The sequence below is a fragment of the Hymenobacter lapidiphilus genome (assembly GCF_013377885.1).
Classification (GTDB): domain Bacteria; phylum Bacteroidota; class Bacteroidia; order Cytophagales; family Hymenobacteraceae; genus Hymenobacter; species Hymenobacter lapidiphilus.
Window position 1 is genome coordinate 134,981 of sequence record NZ_JABKAU010000003.1, and the last position, 19,105, is coordinate 154,085.

Below are 19,105 nucleotides of genomic sequence, written 5' to 3' on the forward strand. Positions count from 1 at the left end.
CCCGCCTGAACCAAGCTGTTCGGGCGGGCCGCTGTGCGTTCAGGGGCTTACTAATTTCCCGTTCAGCTTTCGGGTTTCCTGCGTAAAATCGAACGACACCGGCTGCTCATCGAAGGCCAGCACGAACCGCAGCTGCCGGGCCGCATCGAGACGGGGGAAGTATACGAGGCCCACGGCCCGGTCGCCGGGCTGCAGGATGGCGCGGCGCAGGCTGCTCACGGCCTGTTCCGCAACTACGGTAGTAAGCTGCTGGGCCTGCACCGCCCGCACCACCCGCTGCACCTCAAAAAACGCCTGGCCGCCCTGCTGCCGCACCTGCCGGCTGGTTCTTTCGATAGGCGTCTCGCGCCTATTGATGCTGGCCACATTCTCGGCCGTACTGGCCACCAGCAGCAGCACCTCTAACATACTAACGCGGCTTGCCTTGTCGGCCAGCTCATCGCGGCGGTCGGCCAGCGAGTCCAGCCGCAGCTCGGGGTTGAAAGCCAGCCGGCGGCTCGCTGCAGAAGCCGGGGCAGTGGCCGCAACGGCGGCAGTTTTGGCGGTGCTGTCGGGCAACGGCAGGAAGTAGAAACCGGCTGGGTCGATGGTAACCGGGTGGTCGGCGGCGTTGCTGAATTCCGCCTCAAAAACCAGCTCTTTCGGCTCGGCCCGTACGAAATGAAAGCGCACGTACACGCTGTCGGGGTGGCTAATGAGGCTTGTAACCGGGACTCTTCCCCAACCGGCCGGCACAACACTCAGCGTTTGGCTGGGCGCGCAGGCCGTCAGCAATAGACCCAGCAGCAGCGCCGAACAACCGCCCAGCAGCCGACGCAGCACGGGCGAAACAGTAGTAGTAGTAGTTGAGGGCATATAACGGCGCTTTAGAGTTGGCAGATAAATGCCGGGGTGGCCTTACCGCCCCGGCGCTATATAGCGGTTTTGCGCAATAATAATACCGCTTTTATCCTTTCTACCAAGTCACTACTACGCCACCAGCTCCGGCGGCAATGCAGCACTGCCGTCGGCGGCTACCGGCAGCGGCCACACCCGGCGCACTGCTGCCAGCGGCACCGGCCCGAACACGTGTGGAAACCACGCCTGCCGCCCCGCGGCCCACTCGCGCTCCACCCGCACCCCGGTGGCCAGCAGCGCCGCTTCGTCTATTTCCAGCAGCAGCGCCCCGGGGCTATTGGCGTAGTAAAGCCGGGCCGTTTCCAGCACCTGCGCCAGCTCCGAGGCATGAATAAAGCCCTCGGCGGCCAGGTCGGGGCTGGCAAAAAAGCCGGTCTGTTGTGCCCGTTGCCAATCGTCGGGCTGGCTGATGCGGTAGAGCATATTTTATCGAGTAAAAAGTCAACGAGCAAAAGTAAAACGGGAACCAACGACCTTGGCCGTTTGCTCCCGTTTCGCTTTTGCTCGTTGACTTTTTTGGCGGAGCCTACGCTTGCCAAACTTCCTCTTGCACGGCTTTGCCTACCGTGAGCACGAGGCGGACGGGGTTGGGCACCAGCGTCAGGCGGGCTTCTTTGCCCGAATATTTCTCCGAATCAATCCAGACGCCCTCCTTTGGAGTGGGCTTGGGGCCGGTGCCAGCGGGCAGGTAGGCGGTGGGCAGCAGCACGTCGGTATCTGAGCTGAGGTCGTCGTGCACCTTCTCGAGAGCTGACTCCAGGAACGTGCCGTACGCTTCGTTGAAGTCGTCTTCGAGGTCGTGAAGCTCTTCTTCTACGTCGTCGTAGCGGGCATCGTCGTAGGTGAGCTTCTGCAGCTCGGCTTTCTTATCGATGAGGGCCACGAGGGCACTGTTCAGCTCTTGCGAATTCATAAGGCTAAAGGCAATAGGTTCGTCGGCAAAGGTAAGGAAGCTGTTTAGGAAGTCAACTAGAACGTCATGCTGAGCTTGTCGAAGCATCTCTACTGCTTTGTAGTGGGGCGTTCAACGAAGCAGTAGAGATGCTTCGACAAGCTCAGCATGACGTTCATGGAAAAGAACTGTCATACGGCGGCGGCGAAAGAACGATGCTGTACCGCGTAGTATGCGCATCAGGCGTAAGCGGAGCGAGGTGGTTGAAGTACCCGCACTGTAGCGCCAGCCGGAAGGGCGGGAATGAGTATTGGGCTAATAATAGTTCGACTCCGCACTGCATAACGCTGTTCTGTAACGCAGCCGCCCCTTTAGCAAAAACCCGTATTTTTACCCATCCCAACGAACTCCCCGCTAAACTACCCACCCTATGCAAACCATGACTTCCCCGGCCGTACTGGCCCATCCGGCCGAAGATTTCCTGCCCCTCAACGGCACCGATTATCTTGAATTCTATGTCGGCAACGCCAAGCAGTCGGCCTACTTCTACCAGGCCGCATTCGGCTTCGAGCTGGTGGCCTACGCCGGCCCCGAAACCGGCGTGCGCGACCGTGCCTCTTACGTGCTCCAGCAGAACAAAATCCGCTTGGTGCTCACCACCTCCCTCCTGCCCGACTCCGACATCACCCGCCACGTAGCCCAGCACGGCGACGGCGTGAAGGTGATGGCGCTGTGGGTAGACGACGCCCGCAAATCGTTCGAGGAAACCACCAAGCGTGGGGCCAAAGTGGCTTTCGAGCCTTACACCATCGAGGACGAAAACGGCTCGGTTACGCTGGCCGGCATCTACACCTACGGCGAAACCATCCACACCTTCGTGGAGCGCAGCAACTACACCGGGCCATTTATGCCGGGCTTCGTGGCCCGCACCAGCAACGTGCCGCAGGGCAATCCGGTGGGCCTGCAGGTAGTCGATCATTGCGTGGGCAACGTGGGCTGGGGCGAGATGAACCAGTGGGTGAAGTTTTACGAGGATGTGCTGGGCTTCAAGCTGCTCATCACGTTTGACGACGACGACATTTCGACCGAATATTCGGCCCTGATGAGCAAGGTGGTGAGCAACGGTAACGGCTTCGTGAAATTCCCCATCAACGAGCCCGCCGAAGGCAAGAAAAAGAGCCAGATTGAGGAGTACCTCGATTTCTACCACGGCCCCGGCGTGCAGCACATGGCCCTGCTCACCGACGACATCCGCACCACAGTAACGGAGCTGCGCCGCCGCGGCGTGGAGTTCCTGAATGTGCCCGCCACTTACTACGACGACCTGCTGGAGCGCGTGGGCCACATCGATGAAGACCTGGAGAGCGTGCGCGCCCTGAACCTGCTCATCGACCGCGACGAGGAAGGCTATCTGCTGCAGATTTTCACGAAGCCCGTAGAAGACCGGCCCACTGTGTTCTACGAAATCATCCAGCGCAAAGGCGCCAAGAGCTTCGGCAAAGGCAACTTCAAGGCTTTGTTTGAAGCCATTGAACGCGAACAGGGCCTGCGGGGCAACCTGTAGTTTTAGTGCCTAGTTGTGAGTATTTAGTGCTTAGGCTGATGCTTGAACGTGCTGTTCGGTCATCAGCCTAAGCACTACACATTAGCGACCCGGCACTTTCTATAACTCTGGCGCTGCTTCGCTCGTCATTTAAGTATTCACAAGTTGCGAAGAACGATGTAGGGGCGGGGCTTGTCCCCGCCCGCCGTTGAACGATGGTCGTTGAACGGAACCGTTGAAACGGTGCGAGCGGCGGGCGGGGGCAAGCCCCGCCCCTACATCGTTCTTCGCAACTTGCGTTGAGTACCAATCCAACCGATCAACAGACCGAAGCACTTAACCGGCTCCCGACTAAGCACTACGCACTAACAACTAAGCACCAACCCAATGCCGCTTTCCTCTGACCTGCAAACCAAAATAAACGGCTGGCTGACCGACGATTACGACGCCGATACTCAGGCCGAAATCCGGCAGTTGCTGGCCGATAACCAGGAAGACCAGCTGTCCGACGCCTTTTACCGCAATCTGGAGTTTGGCACCGGCGGACTGCGCGGCGTGATGGGCGCGGGCTCAAACCGCATGAACCGCTACACGCTGGGCATGGCCACCCAGGGCCTGTGCAACTACCTGCTGCAGTCGTTTCCGGGCCAGGAAATAAAGGTGGCCGTGGCCCACGACTCGCGCCACAACAGCCCCGAATTTGCGCGCATCGCGGCCGATATTTTCTCGGCCAACGGCATCACGGTGTATCTGTTTGAAGCCCTACGGCCCACGCCCGAGCTGTCGTTTGCCATCCGGGAGCTGGGCTGCCAGAGCGGCTGCGTAGTTACGGCCTCGCACAACCCCAAGGAGTACAACGGCTTTAAAGTGTACTGGACCGATGGCTCGCAGGTGGTCGCGCCACACGACCAGAACATCATCCGCGAGGTGGACGCCATCAGCTCGGTCCGGGAAGTGAAGTTCCAGCCCGAGCCAAGCCGCATACACCTCATCGGGGCCGAACTCGATGCGGCGTATCTGGCCCAGGTGAAAGGGTTGAGTCTAAACCCCGACGCCATCCGGCGCCAGCACGACCTGAAAATCGTGTACACGCCCATCCACGGCACCGGCATTACCATGGTGCCGCCAGCCTTGGCTCAGCTTGGGTTCGATAATGTGCACATCGTGGCCGCCCAAGCTACGCCTGATGGCAACTTCCCCACCGTGCAGTCGCCCAACCCCGAGGAAAAGGCGGCCATGCAGCTGGCCCTCGACGAAGCCAAGGCCCTCGACGCCGATATCGTGCTGGCCACCGACCCCGACTCCGACCGCGTGGGCATTGCCCTGAAAAACCCGGCCGGCGAGTGGGTACTCGTCAACGGCAACCAAACGGCCGCCCTACTCACGCACTACGTGCTATCGGCCCGCCGCGAGGCCGGCAAGGCTACCGACAAGGACTTCATCGTTTATACCATCGTAACGAGCGAGGTGCTCGGCGACATTGCCCGCTACCAGGGCGTGAAAGCCTACCGCACCCTGACGGGCTTCAAGTACATTGCCAGCATCATCCGCGAGCTGGAAGGTCAGGAAACCTACGTGGGCGGCGGCGAGGAAAGCTACGGCTACATGCTCGGCGACTTCGTGCGCGACAAGGATGCTATTTCGGCCTGCGCGCTGCTGGCCGAAATGGCCGCCGTTGCGAAGGACCAGGGCCACACGCTGTATGAGGAGATGGTAGCTATGTATCTGCGCTACGGTTTCTACAAGGAGCACCTGATTTCCATCACCAAAAAGGGCCAGCGCGGGGCCGAGGAAATTCAGGAGATGATGCGCGACCTGCGGGCCAACCCGCCCGCCAACCTGGCCGGCCAGCCGGTGGTAGAAATGCGCGACTTTAAAACGGGCAAAATCAAGGACCTGCGCACTGGCATCGAAACCGAAACCGGCCTCGAAAGCTCCAACGTGCTCCAGTTCATCCTGGAAGACGGCAGCAAGATTTCGGCCCGCCCCAGCGGCACCGAACCCAAAATCAAGTTCTACTTCAGCGTAAAGCAGCCCCTGGCCTCGGCCGTTGACTTCGACCTGGCCACCCGCCTCGCCGACGAGAAAATCCAGCGCATTATTGAGGACATGCGCCTGAATTAAGCAGATTCAAGCAATTGCACCATTCAACTCTGTGTCGCGGTACAGTTACTACTAAAGCAAAGCCCCCGCACGGTTCCGTGCGGGGGCTTTGCTTTAGCGGGCCGTAGGGCCGTATTACTTCTTGTTCTGGTCGCCGTCCTGAGCATCCTTGCGGATGGCCTTTTCGTCTACCTGGTCGCTGATGGGCGCGCTGGCATCAGTTTCGCCATCAGCGGCGGTGGTCATCACCTTGGTAGCTCCGGTCAATTCGGTAGCGGTGCTGCCGGTTTTGGTCGAATATACTTTGTCGTCGTTCTGGTCAGTGGTCTTTTTGGAATCGGACATGGAAGGAGGAATAAGTGAAAGATAAGTGGTGCCGACCCTAGCGGGGCGGCTTACCCATTACTACGCAGAGTGGGGGCAGCAGGGTTGTTTTTTTTCGCTGTCGGCCCACCCGAAGGGCTGCTTCGGCTTTTCGCCACCGCAAGTACCGGCGTTTCTATATCTTGGATATCCATGCCAACCCCGAGTCGTTTTCTTCCCCGTTTTTTCTTTACCTGCTACAGCCTTCTATGTTGGCTGTTGGTCCTGCCGATGGGGGCAGGCGCATACGCAACTACCGCTTTGCAGCCAGCGCCCGGGCCCACAGAACGCCCGTTGCTGCTCGATGATGGGCGCTCTGAAGTGCTGGTAGCGCCCATCAATTACAGCATTCTGGAAGATCAATCGGGCATGCTTACGCTGCGCGATGTGCAGCAGCCCCGGTATGCAGCACGCTTTGTGTCCGGCGCGCGGGCGGCCACTACGATGGAGCATCCTGGCTCGGCTTACTGGCTGCGCCTGACGACGCAGGCGGTTGGCCCGCAGCCCCAACACTGGTATCTCGAGCTTTTCGACTCGCATCTTAACGACATTACTTTTTTCCCGCAGACCACCACCACGCGGGGACGCATTCGTACCGGGGCCGACCACCCCTTTTCCACCCGGCCTTACGGTTACAAAAACTACCTGTTCCGGCTACCGGTAGCTGGCACAGAGCCTCACACCTACTACCTGCGGCTGCAGTCCAACTCGCGCACAAGCTTCCTGGCCAAAGTGCGAACGGAGCAGGGAATTGCCGAGCACTTCCAGCTGGAATATGGGCTACTGGGTGCCTTTTACGGCATGCTGCTCATTATGATAGTCTATAACTTCTGGCTGTATAGCTTCACTGGCGAGCAGACTTACTTGCGCTACGTGCTGTATGTACTTAGCTGCATTATGGTGTTTCTGTCGGAAGATGGGTTGGGCTTCCAGTACCTATGGCCCGGCCAGCCCTGGCTCAACTGGGTAGTAGAAATTACGGCCCCGCCGCTGCTGCTACTCACGTTTGGCTACTACGCCCGCCAGTTTCTCGACACGCCTCAGCGCCTGCCCCGCTACGACCAATGGCTGCGGGCCATAGTGCTGCTGAGCGTAGCCGCCTTGGCACTCGACGGCCTCTGGTGGAAAACCGGGATGGGTATGGTCTTGTACTTATTGCCCTACGGCATGCTGTTCTTTGCGGCGCTGCGCGTATGGCGGCGGGGATTTCTGCCCGCCCGCTTTGTATTGTTGGCTCATTCGCTGGTTGCCATCAGCGTGCTGTTTCTAATTCTGCGCAAGCTGGGCATTGATACTTTTACCAATCCCTACACCGTGTACAGCATGAACGCGGCCTTCGTAGTGGAAGTAGTAGTACTGTCGTATGCCCTGGGCGATAAAATTCGCTCCATTCAGCGTACCACACTCAAAGTCGAGCAGCGCCTAGTGAAGCAGCTGCGCAAAAAGCATGATGTGCAGCACCGGCTGGTAGAGCAGCTGCGCCAGAACGATGAACTGAAGGACCAGTTGAATTCGGAGCTGGAAGGCCTGGTTGCCCAGCGCACAGCCGAGCTCCAGCGCCAGGGCGAAACCATTGCGCTGCAGAACCGCGACCTGGTACAGGCTAACGGACTGCTGGCGTTGCAGTCGGCAGCCATTGAGAAGCTTAATACCGACCTGCAGCGCGACTTACAGAAAGCGCAGACGGCGCGTGTGCTCTCGCAGGAAGTAGATTTCGGGGAGTTCAGCCAGATATACCCCGACAAGGAGGCTTGCCTTACCTATCTGGCCGACCTGAAATGGGCCCACGGCTACCACTGCCGCAAATGTGGCCATGACAATTATTGCGAAGGACGGGAAGCTCTTTCGCGCCGTTGTACCCGCTGCCGGTATGTGGAATCGGCTACTTCCTACACCCTGCTGCAGAAATGCAAGTTCTCGATTGTAAAAGCATTTTATGCGGTGTTTTTGCTGCACACCCACAACGGCAGTTACTCGGCCCAGGAGCTGTCCAGAGTGCTGGATTTACGGCGGGCTACCTGCTCGAACTTCAGCCAGAAAGTGCTGGAAGCCATGCGCCGCCTGCCCGCCGACCCCGCCGGCGAAGAAGGCTGGACCCGCCTGCTGCTGGACGATACCAGTATGGAACCAGACGAAGCAGTGGATGAATATCTGGCAACCGCAGGAGAACCGGACCACATAATGAAGCGCGAATCCGGAAAACTAAAAAACAAGTAAAAAAAAGTGGGCTTAGTCCCACTTTTTTTTACTTGTTTTTTACCCGTTTGCCTGCGTAAGCTACAAAGTCGCCATTGGCAGAGGCGAAGGCTAAATGCCTCCGAAAAGTGGGTGCACTAAGCGTACAGAAGTACGTGCGACATAAGCGCAAATCGCCCCTAATGCTGCCTTAAACGGGGTTTACCAGTTGATTTACCAGACAAAAAGCAGGTATATTTGATCATCACCTGCCCTTCAGGTTCCGACTCTAGGACTGCTTTTCCCCGCTCGGGGTGAGTGAATCACCACTCATGCATGCACGGGCGCCTGTCTCCGCGCCAACGCCGTTGCCTTAGGCGCGCTCCTGCTCTACATACAACGTCTGGCCAACGGCCTCCCACTGACCGCCCTCAGTTGCCTGCTTTAATCTAGCAGCAGTTCCCTGCTTTTCCTTAGCCCACTTTGTGGCTTGCCGCATGCAGTGAGTACCCGCTTACTGCCGGGAGCCAACCCGCTTTCCTGCGCGACGTTCCGGCTTACCCCTTGAGGCTGCTGGCTGTCGGTTTCAAATTCCTACACCCTTTCCAAATTCTCACACATGAACCACAACCAATACCCATATCTGGGGCTCCGGCGCGTAGTGCCTTTCGTGGCCTGTGGGCTGCTGAGCCTGGCCGCACCGCTGGCCGCGGCAGCCAACGTTACGGCCGCCGCCCGCCTGGCTTTCACGGCCGATGTTCCGGTTTCGGGACGGGTTACGCAGCGCAATGGCGAAGGCCTGCCCGGCGTGACGATTATTGTGCAGGGCACCAGCATTGGCACCAGCACCGATGGCAACGGCAACTTCTCCTTGTCGGCGCCGGAAGGCAGTACATTGGTTTTCAGCTCCATCGGCTTCACCCGACAGGAAGTACGTGTGAGTGGGGCCAGCGCCGCGGTGAACGTGGTGCTGGTAGAGGACACCAAGGCCCTGAGCGAAGTGGTGGTAGTGGGCTACGGCACCCAGGAGCGCGGCAGCGTAACGGGTGCTATTTCGTCGGTGGGGGCGGCGGAAATCGTGCGTCAGCCGGTGGCCGATGTTACGCAGGCCATCCAGGGCAAGGTATCGGGCGTTACCATTGTATCGAATGGCGGGGCCCCGGGTGGGGCATCCGGCACGTCGGTGCGGGTGCGTGGCATCACGTCGGCGGGCAACAACAACCCGCTGTACGTGGTCGATGGGTTTCCACTGCCCGATGGCGGCGACAACCAGCTCAACGCCATCAGCCCCAACGACATCGAGTCGATTGACATCCTGAAAGATGCTTCGGCCACGGCTATTTACGGGGTGCGGGCGGCCAACGGCGTCGTCATCATCACCACCAAGCGCGGCAAAGCCGGCCGTACCAACATCAACCTAGATGTGTACCGCGGCGTGCAATCAGTTACGCGCACGCTGGATCTGCTCAGCGCTTCGGAGTACGCCGTTATCAACAACGAAAGCCGGCTAGCCAAGGGCCTCCCCATTGTGGTCGACAAGCTGCGCGACCCGGCCTCGCTGGGTGAAGGCACCGACTGGCAGGACCTGGTGTTCCGGCGGGCCCAGATTCAGAACTACTCCCTATCGGCCACCGGCGGCAGCGACAAAGCCCGCTACGCCGTGTCGGGCACCTATTTCCAGCAGGACGGTATTATCATCGGCACCAACTTCGAGCGGTTTACCCTGCGGGCCAACGGCGACGTGCAGGTGGGCCGGATGCTGAAGCTGGGCAACAATATCCAGCTCACGCACCTGGAAGACCGGCAGGTGACCACCAACAGCGGCGAGTACGGTACGGTGCAGCAGATGCTGCGCATTCCGGCCACTGTGCAGCCCTACCGGCCCGATGGCTACTGGTACCAGCCCAGCTCGGGCGTCGACAACTTCATTGAGGAAAACCCGCTGGCCAGCGCCCTCATCAACGACCAGAAGTTCACGCGTAACCGGGTCCTCACTACGTTCTTCGCCGAGCTGGAGCCGGTAAAGGGCCTGCGCTTCCGCACCAATGTGGGCGCCGACTTCATCTTCGACAACTTCAACCGGTTTACGCCCAAGGGCCCCGAGCTGCCCGGCTTTACCCAGCGCTACGCCACGGCCAGCGCCGAGGCTACTTCGGGCTACGCGCCCACGTACCTGATTGAAAACACGGTTAATTACGACCACCTGTTTGCCGACAAGCACCAGGTGACGGCCCTGCTGGGCCAGTCGGCGCAGGAGTTCAACTTCAGCAACGTAACGGCCAACCGCCAGGGCTACCTGCGCAACGACCTGCGGGTAATCAATGCCGGCCCCATCAACACGCAGCTCAACAACGGCGGTATCATCAACCCGCCCCAGCGCCTGGCCAGCTACTTCGGGCGTTTGAACTACGAGTTTGCCGGCAAGTACCTGTTCTCGGCCGTGGCCCGTTACGACGGCTCCTCAGTATTTCCGCCCGGCGAGAAGTTCGGCTTCTTCCCCGGCGTGTCGGTGGGCTGGCGCATCTCTGAGGAGGCTTTCCTCGATGGCAACAGCACTATCAGCAACCTGAAGCTGCGGGCCGGCTACGGCAAAGTGGGTAACCCCCTGAATGCCGGCCGCTTCGCCTCGCTGTACACCATCAACTTCGGCTCCATCTATCCGTTCGGGCCCGATGGCACCATTAACACGGGTGGGGCTCCTACCCGCCTATCTAATCCTGACCTGCGCTGGGAAAACAACAACCAAACCAACATCGGCGTGGATGTGGGCTTCCTCGACAACCGCTTCGAGGCCAGCCTCGACCTCTACGACCGTAGCTCGCCCAACCTGATTGCGCCGGTGCCCCCGTCGTTGGTATCGGGCACGTTCGAGTCGGTGAATACCAACGCGGCTTCGGCCTACAACCGGGGCGCCGACTTCTCGTTCACCTCGCGCAACGTGCAGGGCGCGGGGCAGGGCTTGAGCTGGACCACTATGCTGAACGTGTCGGCCTTCAAAACTAACCTGGAGTCGCTGGGCTCGGGCGTACCGTACAATGGCGCCAACTTCTTGAGCAACAGCGCTGTGGTGCGCTATGATGTTAATCAGGCATTCGGCTCGTTCTATGGCTTTGTGGCCGATGGCCTGTTCCAGACGGTAGATGAAGTGGCAGGAGCAGCCACGCAGGAAACGGGCACGGCTCCCGGCGACATTCGCTTCAAAGACCTGAATGGCGACGGCATAATCACAGCTTCCGGCGACCGGACGTTTATCGGAAATCCCAACCCCGATTTCACCTATGGTATCACCAATACGCTGAACTTTAAAGGCTTCGATCTTAGTTTCTTTATTCAGGGCGTGCAGGGCAACGATGTGTATAACATCAACCGCTTCATTACGGAAGGGGCCCTGTATGGCGCCAACAACGGTACCACCCGCGTGCTGAACCGCTGGACCGGCCCGGGCACCAGCAACGACGTACCCCGCGCTATTGATGGCGACCCAAATACCAACCTGCGCGTGTCGTCGCACTTCGTGGAAGACGGCTCTTATGTGCGGCTCAAAAACCTGACGTTTGGCTACACGCTGCCACAGACCTTGATTAGCCGTATTTCGGCTACCCAGATCCGCCTGTACGTTACGGCCCAGAACCTGGCCACACTCACTAAGTACAGCGGCTACGACCCCGAAGTAAGCCCCAGCGGCATCGATTTGGGTATATATCCGCAGGCCCGCGTGTTCATGGGCGGCCTCAACATTGGGTTCTAACCTTTCTTAAACATCTCCACTACAATGACTATCTCCAAATACACGTGCGGCGCTTTCCTACTGTCGCTGGGGCTGCTCACCGGTTGCGGTGAGAAGTTTCTGGAAGAAACTCCTTCCGACCAGATTACGGACGCCAACTTCTACCGCACCCAGGACGACGCCATTCAGGCCGTTACGGCCTCCTATAGCGAGCTGACCAAAGAAGGCCAGTACAACCTGGCGCTGTGGGGCATGGATATCATGGCCGACATTTCGACCACCGGCGGTGGTGGCGGCAGCGACGGTATCGAGTACACCCAACTCGACGACTACAACATTCCGACCACCAACACGGTGGCCAACCGCCTCTGGGGCGGCTGCTTCATCGGGCTGCAGCGCGCCAACCTGGTGCTGCAGAAAGTACCCGACATTACGGCCATCGACCCCGAAATCAAGAAACGCTGTTTGGGCGAAGCCCAGTTTCTGCGGGCCAAATACTACTTCGACCTGGTGCGGGCCTTCGGTGATGTGCCGCTGTTCACCACGCCTCCTTCCGGCCCGGCGGCCGTGAATATTCCGCGCACGCCGGCCGTCGAAGTGTACGCCCAGATGGAGCAGGACCTGGCAGCAGCCTTCGAAAACCTACCGGCCTCCTACACCGGGGCCGACCTGGGCCGGGCCACCAAGTGGGCCGCTGCGGGTTTGCTGGCTAAGGTCTACATCACGCAGGGCAAGAAAGCCGAGGCCGCCCAGTGGGCCCGCCAGGTAATTGCCAACTCGGGCAAAAGCCTGTGGCCCAACTACGGCGACAACTTCAAGATAGAAAAGGAGAACGGTCAGGAGTCGCTGTTTGAGGTGCAGTACGTGAGCGGCCGCAACGGCTACGAGCGCAACAACGTGGGCTTTGCCGGCAACGAGTTTTTTGCCCCCCGCGGCTCCGGTACCACCCCGGCCGGTGGCGGCTACGGCTTCAATATTCCCGAGCCCGATTTCGTGAATGGCTACCAGGACGGCGACACGCGCAAAGCCGTAACCATTTGGGTGCCCGGCGACCCGTATCCGGCCGGCAGCGCTACGCCCGCGCAGCTGCCCCAGGCTCCCGGCTCGCCGTTTGGCTACAACAACAAGAAGTGGTTTATCGGCAAGGTGAACACCAATATCTGGGACTCGGGCCTCAACATTCCGGTGCTGCGCCTGGCCGATGTGTACCTGATTCTGGCCGAGGCCGTTGGCCCCACCGCCGAGGGCCTGGAGGCCATCAACAAGGTGCGCCGCCGTGCCTTTGGCCTGCCCATCAACACGCCCTCCGCCCTGCGCGACCTCACGGCCGCCACGCCCAACTTCAACGACGCCGTGCTGCGGGAGCGGAAGTACGAGCTGGCCTTCGAGTTTGACCGGTGGTTTGACCTGAAGCGCTACGCCGGCACCCCCAACGGCCTGATTGCGCGCATGACGCAGCAGTCGGCCTTCCTGCGCACGCTCGGCATTCAGCGGGGCGTACCTACCGAGAAGAACCTGGTGTTGCCTATTCCGCAGAGCGAGATGGATGCCAACCCAGCGCTGGTGCAGAACCCCGGCTACTAGGCTGCCTGCCTCCTGCCTCTCCCCACTCCCACGATTTTCAGCCTGATTTTCATGAAAAAGCACTTTCATAAAGCCGCCCTGCTCCTGCTTGGCAGTACGCTACTCCTGAGCGCCTGCGAAAAGGACGATACCGGCAGCCTCGACAGCGCGGTGCCTACCTCCGACTTCACCACCACTTCCCGCACCGTTGGCTTTACGACCGAAGTAACCTTTACGGCCACCAACACCGACGGCTTTCTGTACCAGTGGGAATTCGACGACGGCACCGTGGGCTCGGGCCAGCAGGTGGTGCACGTGTACTCGAAAAGCGGTTCGGTAAAGCCGCGCCTGATTACGGCTTACCGGGGCGGTACCAGCGTGTCGGCGCAGAAGGAAATCATTCTGCCTGCTGTTTTCGACCTGGTGAAGGCCGTACTCACGGGGGGCTCGTCGCGCACCTGGATTCTCGATAATACCAAGGATGCCCCCATTGTGGTAGGCCCCAACGACGGCAATCCTACCGGCTTCTTCCCTGGCAGCCCGGCAGGTTCGCTACCGGCCTGCCAAGCCGACGACGAGTTCACGTTCAGTAGCACCAACGTGTACACCTACGATGCCAAGGCGCAGACGTTTGTTGCCGGCGGCGGCGGGTGCGCGGCCCCGCGCTCCGGTACTTCATCCTTCACGTTTGGGCCGGCCACGGGCGCTGGCCTAGCGCAGTTTGAGCTGGCGCGTGCCGGGGCGTTCATCGGTATTACCGATGCCCCCGACCTGGTCTATCGCATCATTTCCATTGACAACCAGACGATGGTGTTACGCGCCGGCCGGCCTACGGCGGGCGTTGTGTTCACGATGAAGCTGCGCGTAAAACCCTAAGCCGACTGCTAACCGCCGGCCCGGCCGTTACAGGCGGGGCCGGCGGTTAGCGCTAGGGCTTGCTGCTGCCCTTCTCTCCTACCACTCGTTTTCTTTTCTGCTATGCCTTTTTCCGCTTACTCGTGGGCACCTGCTGCTCTCGGCCTCAGCCTGGGCCTTACCCTAGCGCTGAGCACGCTGGCGGCCTGCACCTCCGATTCGCCCAAGCCTGTTCTTCCGCCCCCTGCGCCGCCCGCCGTAAATGCCGACGCCCGCGACTACGCCGCCTACACCAAGCTCATCTGGAGCGACGAATTCGACGGCAGCACGCTCGATCTGGCCAAGTGGGGCTTCGACCTGGGCGCCGGCGGCTGGGGCAACAACGAGCTGCAGACCTACACCAACCAGCCGGAAAACGTGTCGACCACGGGTGGCAACCTCGTGATTAAAGCCGTGCGGCCTGCTACCAACAGCCCCGCCTATACCTCGGCCCGTATCCTGACCAAGGGCAAGCAAAGCTTTGTGTTTGGCCGGATAGATGTGCGGGCCAAAATTCCGAAAGGCAAGGGTGTGTGGCCGGCCATCTGGATGCTGGGGTCTGATATTGACCAGAACAACTGGCCCCGGTGCGGCGAAATCGACATTATGGAGCTGCGCGGCAGCAAGCCCAAGGAGCTGATTTCGACCATGCACTACGCCAACAGCGCCGGGGCGCGCGAATTCAAATCAACGACCAACGTGCAAGCGGCCGACCTGTCGGATAGCTTCCACATTTACTCAGTCGTGCGCAGCCAGGACCAGATCCGCATGTACCTGGATGGCCAGCAGTTTTTCACCTTCCGCAAGAGCGACGTCGGCTCCGGCCCTTACCCGTTCAACAATCCGTTTTTCGTGATTCTGAACGTAGCCGTAGGCGGCGACTTCGACGGCAACCCCGACGCCGGCACGACTTTCCCGCAGCAGATGGAGGTTGATTACGTGCGCCACTACCAGTACCAGTAAGGCACAACGGCCTGTGTAGGTGCCGATTCTACCAGTTCTTCCTTTTGCTATGACACAACGAATGCTACTATGCTGGCGGGTTGCGGCAGTAGTACTGGCGGGCCTGCTGCTCGGCGGCCCGGCCCACGCCCAGACCAAACCGGCCAAGCCAGCCAAGAAGCCTCGTTACAGCTTCAGGGAGCTTATCTGGAGTGATGAGTTCAACACGCCCGGCCTGCCCGATTCGACCAAGTGGACCTACGATGTGGGCGGCGAGGGATGGGGCAACAAGGAAGAGCAGTTCTATACCAAGGCCCGCAGCGAAAATGCCCGCGTCGAAAACGGCCACCTCATTATTGAAGCCCGCAAAGAAGCCCTCAACAATAAAAACGCCTACACCTCGGCCCGGCTGGTGTCGCGGGCCAAAGGGGGCGGCAGCCTTGCCTACGGCCGCGTAGAGGTGCGAGCCCGGCTGCCCGCGGCTCGCGGTACCTGGCCCGCCATCTGGATGCTACCCGACGAGTGGAAGTACGGCGACAAAAGCTGGCCCGCCAATGGCGAAATCGATATCATGGAGTATGTGGGCTACCGCCCGGCTGTGGTGCATGCTTCTACCCACAGCCAGAAGTACTACTTCCGCCTCAACAACCAGAAAACCGACTCCATCAGCGTGCCCACGGCCACTACGGCCTTCCATACTTACGCCATGGAATGGACGCCGGAAACCATCATGGTTTTCGTCGATAATAAGCCTTATTTCACCAGCCGCAACGAGCACGCGGGCTGGGAGTCATGGCCCTGGAACCACCCGTTTCATCTGCTGCTGAACGTAGCGGTGGGCGGCGAGTGGGGTGGCTTGAAAGGTATCGACCAAACAGCCTTCCCCCAACGAATGCTCGTGGACTACGTGCGCTTTTACAAGCTGCGCCAGTATTAGCCCCACTTCCCAGGCACTTCGCCATATCTAGTGCAGTATTGCTTACAGCGCCCTTTTCCGAGGATCTGTTGCCACTGCTTTGCCCTTTTCCTACCACGCATTATGGGCCGCCAAAAACAGTTTTTCCGGTTATCGGCTGCCGAAGAACAGGAGCTGCAGCACTACCTGCAGCTGCCCGCCCTGCTACGCCGCCAAACCAACCGCGCCCATACCCTGCTCGACTGGCATGCTGGCCTGTCCGCCGCCGAGTCGGCCGGGCACCTGGCCATGACCGAGGGCCGGATATACGCGCTGCGGCGGGCCTACCAGCGCCAGGGCCTCACAGCCTACCTGAACACCCAGCCCGGCGGCGGCGCCCCTACCAAGCTTACGCCCGCCGTTGAAGCAGCGCTGCTGGCGCTGCTCTCGCGCCGCAGTGCCGATGCGCCCCGCCGCTGGACACTGCCGCAGCTGGCCACGTACCTCGTTGCCCAGGGCCATATCAAATCTATCTGCCCCGTAACGGTGGGCAAGGCCCTACGCCGGCTACAGCTTCTGCTGCCAACCGCCCCTGCCGGTATCACTCGGTAATCTAATCCGCTCCCTCTCATCTTTCCTCCGTTTTTGCCAATGACTTTCTCCCGCTTTATACTGCTTACTCTGCTCGCCAGCCTGACCGCGCCGGCTGCCACCCACGCCCAGAAGACGCGGACCCGCCAGCCAACTCGTGCCACCAAAGCGGCCCGCCAGGCTGTTGCGCCGCTTACTGAGGAGGCCATTGCCCGGCAGGTAGAGGCGCTGCTGGCCCAGATGACGCTGGAAGAAAAAGTGGGCCAGATGACCCAGGTGACGATTGATGTCGTGACCCAGGGCAAGGACCGCTACAGCTCCAACGAGCCGCTGGCCCTGGACCCCACCGACCTGCAAAAAGTGCTCGTCGATTACAAAATAGGTTCGGTGCTGAACTCGGCCAACAACCGCGCGCGCAGCCTGGAAACCTGGAACGCCACCGTGCAGCAAATGCAGGACGTGGCCACCCAGAAAACCCGCCTGAAAATTCCGATTATCTATGGCATTGATGCCGTGCACGGCGAAACCTACACGGCCGGAGCCACCATGTTTCCGCAGCAGATTGCGCAGGCCGCCAGCCGCAACCGGGCCCTGGTGCGGCGCGGCGCCGAAATATCGGCTTACGAAACCCGCGCCAGCAACATCCCTTGGGCCTTTTCGCCAGTACTCGACCTGGGCTCCGACGCCCGCTCGCCGCGGCAGTGGGAAACCTTCGGCGAAGACCCCTACCTGATTTCGGAGCTGGGCGTGCAGATGATACGCGGCTACGAAGGCGACCCGAACAATCTAGGCGACCCCACCAAAGTAGCGTCCAGCATCAAGCACTTTCTGGGCTACCAGGTGCCGCAGTCGGGCAAGGACCGCACCAACGCCTACATTCCCGACGAGGCGCTCTACGAATACCACGTGCCGCCGTTCCGCGCCGCTGTGGCGGCCGGCGCCCACACCATCATGATTAATTCGGGCCTGATAAACGGAGTGCCCGTGCATGCCAACTACGCGCTGCTGACCACGCTGCTCAAGCAGGAATTAGGCTTCAAGGGCCTGGCCGTAACCGACTGGCAGGACATCGAGAACCTCTACAAGCGCGACCATTTCGCCAAAGACCAGAAGGATGCCATCCGGCTGGCCATTAACGCCGGCATCGATATGTCGATGGTGCCCTACCAGTACGAGCAGTTCTGCGACAACCTGGTGGCGCTGGTGAAGGAAGGCCAGGTGAAGCAGGAGCGCATTGACGATGCCGTGCGCCGGGTACTGCGCGTGAAGTACGCCCTCAACCTGTTTCAGCAGCCCAACACCAACCGCCAGGACTACCCGCTGTTCGGCAGCAAAGCCCACGAACAGGCCTCCTACCAAATGGCCGCCGAAGCTATAACGCTGCTCAAGAACACCGATAGCATGCTGCCCCTGAAAAAGACGAGCAAGGTGCTGCTTACCGGCCCCAACGCCAACTCTATGCGCACCCTGAATGGTGCCTGGACCTACTCGTGGCAGGGTGAAAAAACCGAGGAGTTTGCCCAGCAGTACAACACCATTCTGGAGGCTGTGCAGAAGGAAATCGGGGCCCAGAACGTGCAGCATGTGCCCGGCGTGAGCTATAAGATGGATGGCAAGTACTACGAGGAGTATGCCGATAAGCTGGAAGAAGCCGTAGCCGCCGCCCGCAACGCGGATGTGGTGCTGCTCTGCCTGGGCGAGAACTCCTACGTCGAAAAGCCCGGCGACCTGAACGACTTGTACCTCTCCGACCTGCAAACCCAGCTGGCCGAGCGGCTGCTGGCCACCGGCAAACCCGTAGTGCTGGTGCTCAACGAGGGCCGCCCACGCGTTATCAGCCGCATCGAGCCGGGTATGAAGGCCGTGGTGCAGACCTACCTGCCCGGCAACTTCGGCGGCGACGCGCTGGCCGACATTCTGTTCGGCGACGTGAACCCCTCGGGCAAGCTGCCCTACACCTACCCGCGCTACCCCAACGCCCTCATTTCCTACATCCATAAGTACTCCGAAGAGCAGAGCAAGGCCGAAGGCGCCTACAACTACGAAGCCGACTACAACCCGCAGTACAAGTTCGGCGACGGCCTGAGCTACACCACCTTCCGCTACGCCAACCTCACCGTGGACAAAGCCACACTGCCCAAAACCGGCCAGGTAACCGTATCGGTGCAGGTAACCAACAGTGGCGCCCGTGCCGGCCAGGAAGCCGTGCACCTGTACTCCTCCGACCTGCACGCCAGCCAGGTAGCCCCCGACATGCGCCGCCTGCGTCGCTTCGAGAAGGTGGCCCTGAACCCCGGCGAAACCCGCACCGTCACGTTCACGCTGCCCATTGCCGAGCTAAGCTACGCCGGCCCCAACTGCAAGCCGGTGCTGGAAGCCGGCGAGTTCGAGCTGCACATTGCCGATCAGACCAAGACCATTACCGTGACGGAATAACACAGCCGCCTCTCTGTATCTCGTTGCGGGTGGCCCAGTTGCCGGCCCGGTTGCAAGCGCAGCCGGGCCGCATTTTGTAGGGCT

At 60.3% G+C, this 19,105-nt stretch carries 14 protein-coding genes; 10 read left to right on the top strand and 4 right to left on the bottom strand.

Going from position 1 to position 19,105, the window contains the following annotated elements; genetic code table 11:
* Positions 1–39 precede the first annotated feature (39 nt).
* The 3 genes from HW554_RS02680 to HW554_RS02690 all read right to left on the bottom strand — a co-directional run bounded on the left by HW554_RS02680 (position 40) and on the right by HW554_RS02690 (position 1,810).
* Positions 40–855, bottom strand: a complete 816-nt coding sequence (locus HW554_RS02680; RefSeq protein WP_176906801.1) for a hypothetical protein — start codon at positions 853–855, stop codon at positions 40–42.
* 114 nt (positions 856–969) lie between these two features.
* Positions 970–1,320 carry a DUF952 domain-containing protein gene (locus tag HW554_RS02685; RefSeq protein ID WP_176906802.1) on the bottom strand — a complete coding sequence of 117 codons (351 nt, stop codon included), beginning with the start codon at positions 1,318–1,320 and terminating at the stop codon, positions 970–972.
* Positions 1,321–1,423: 103 nt separating this feature from the next.
* Positions 1,424–1,810: a hypothetical protein gene (locus HW554_RS02690; RefSeq protein ID WP_176906803.1), complete on the bottom strand. Its 387-nt coding sequence runs from the start codon at positions 1,808–1,810 to the stop codon at positions 1,424–1,426.
* A 409-nt stretch (positions 1,811–2,219) separates the two neighbouring features.
* Here HW554_RS02690 and hppD point away from each other — a divergent pair, with 409 nt between their 5' ends.
* The gene (gene hppD / locus HW554_RS02695; protein ID WP_176906804.1) at positions 2,220–3,353 is read left to right on the top strand and encodes a 4-hydroxyphenylpyruvate dioxygenase; all 1,134 of its coding nucleotides are present in this window, start codon (positions 2,220–2,222) and stop codon (positions 3,351–3,353) included.
* Positions 3,354–3,719: 366 nt separating this feature from the next.
* A complete protein-coding gene (locus tag HW554_RS02700; protein WP_176906805.1) occupies positions 3,720–5,456 on the top strand; it encodes a phospho-sugar mutase in 1,737 nt (578 codons plus the stop codon).
* 114 nt (positions 5,457–5,570) lie between these two features.
* On the opposite strand, the gene HW554_RS02705 is transcribed toward HW554_RS02700, so the two are convergent.
* Positions 5,571–5,780 carry a hypothetical protein gene (locus HW554_RS02705; RefSeq protein ID WP_176906806.1) on the bottom strand — a complete coding sequence of 70 codons (210 nt, stop codon included), beginning with the start codon at positions 5,778–5,780 and terminating at the stop codon, positions 5,571–5,573.
* A 279-nt stretch (positions 5,781–6,059) separates the two neighbouring features.
* On the opposite strand from HW554_RS02705, the gene HW554_RS02710 reads away from it, so the two are divergent.
* From HW554_RS02710 to HW554_RS02745, 8 genes are all read left to right on the top strand, one after another.
* Positions 6,060–8,015, top strand: a complete 1,956-nt coding sequence (locus HW554_RS02710) for a 7TM diverse intracellular signaling domain-containing protein (RefSeq protein WP_176906807.1) — start codon at positions 6,060–6,062, stop codon at positions 8,013–8,015.
* Positions 8,016–8,592: 577 nt separating this feature from the next.
* Positions 8,593–11,721 (top strand): SusC/RagA family TonB-linked outer membrane protein, encoded by a 3,129-nt coding sequence (locus HW554_RS02715; RefSeq protein WP_176906808.1) that lies wholly within the window; start codon positions 8,593–8,595, stop codon positions 11,719–11,721.
* Positions 11,722–11,745: 24 nt separating this feature from the next.
* On the top strand, positions 11,746–13,284 hold the full coding sequence (locus HW554_RS02720; protein WP_176906809.1) for a RagB/SusD family nutrient uptake outer membrane protein: 1,539 nt from the start codon (positions 11,746–11,748) through the stop codon (positions 13,282–13,284).
* Positions 13,285–13,335: 51 nt separating this feature from the next.
* Positions 13,336–14,139: a PKD domain-containing protein gene (locus tag HW554_RS02725; protein ID WP_176906810.1), complete on the top strand. Its 804-nt coding sequence runs from the start codon at positions 13,336–13,338 to the stop codon at positions 14,137–14,139.
* Between the two features lie 102 nt (positions 14,140–14,241).
* Positions 14,242–15,120 carry a glycoside hydrolase family 16 protein gene (locus HW554_RS02730; protein WP_176906811.1) on the top strand — a complete coding sequence of 293 codons (879 nt, stop codon included), beginning with the start codon at positions 14,242–14,244 and terminating at the stop codon, positions 15,118–15,120.
* Between the two features lie 49 nt (positions 15,121–15,169).
* Positions 15,170–16,036, top strand: a complete 867-nt coding sequence (locus tag HW554_RS02735; protein ID WP_176906812.1) for a glycoside hydrolase family 16 protein — start codon at positions 15,170–15,172, stop codon at positions 16,034–16,036.
* A gap of 102 nt (positions 16,037–16,138) precedes the next feature.
* Positions 16,139–16,606 carry a helix-turn-helix domain-containing protein gene (locus HW554_RS02740; RefSeq protein WP_176906813.1) on the top strand — a complete coding sequence of 156 codons (468 nt, stop codon included), beginning with the start codon at positions 16,139–16,141 and terminating at the stop codon, positions 16,604–16,606.
* 39 nt (positions 16,607–16,645) lie between these two features.
* A complete protein-coding gene (locus tag HW554_RS02745) occupies positions 16,646–19,021 on the top strand; it encodes a glycoside hydrolase family 3 N-terminal domain-containing protein (protein ID WP_176906814.1) in 2,376 nt (791 codons plus the stop codon).
* Positions 19,022–19,105 lie beyond the last annotated feature (84 nt).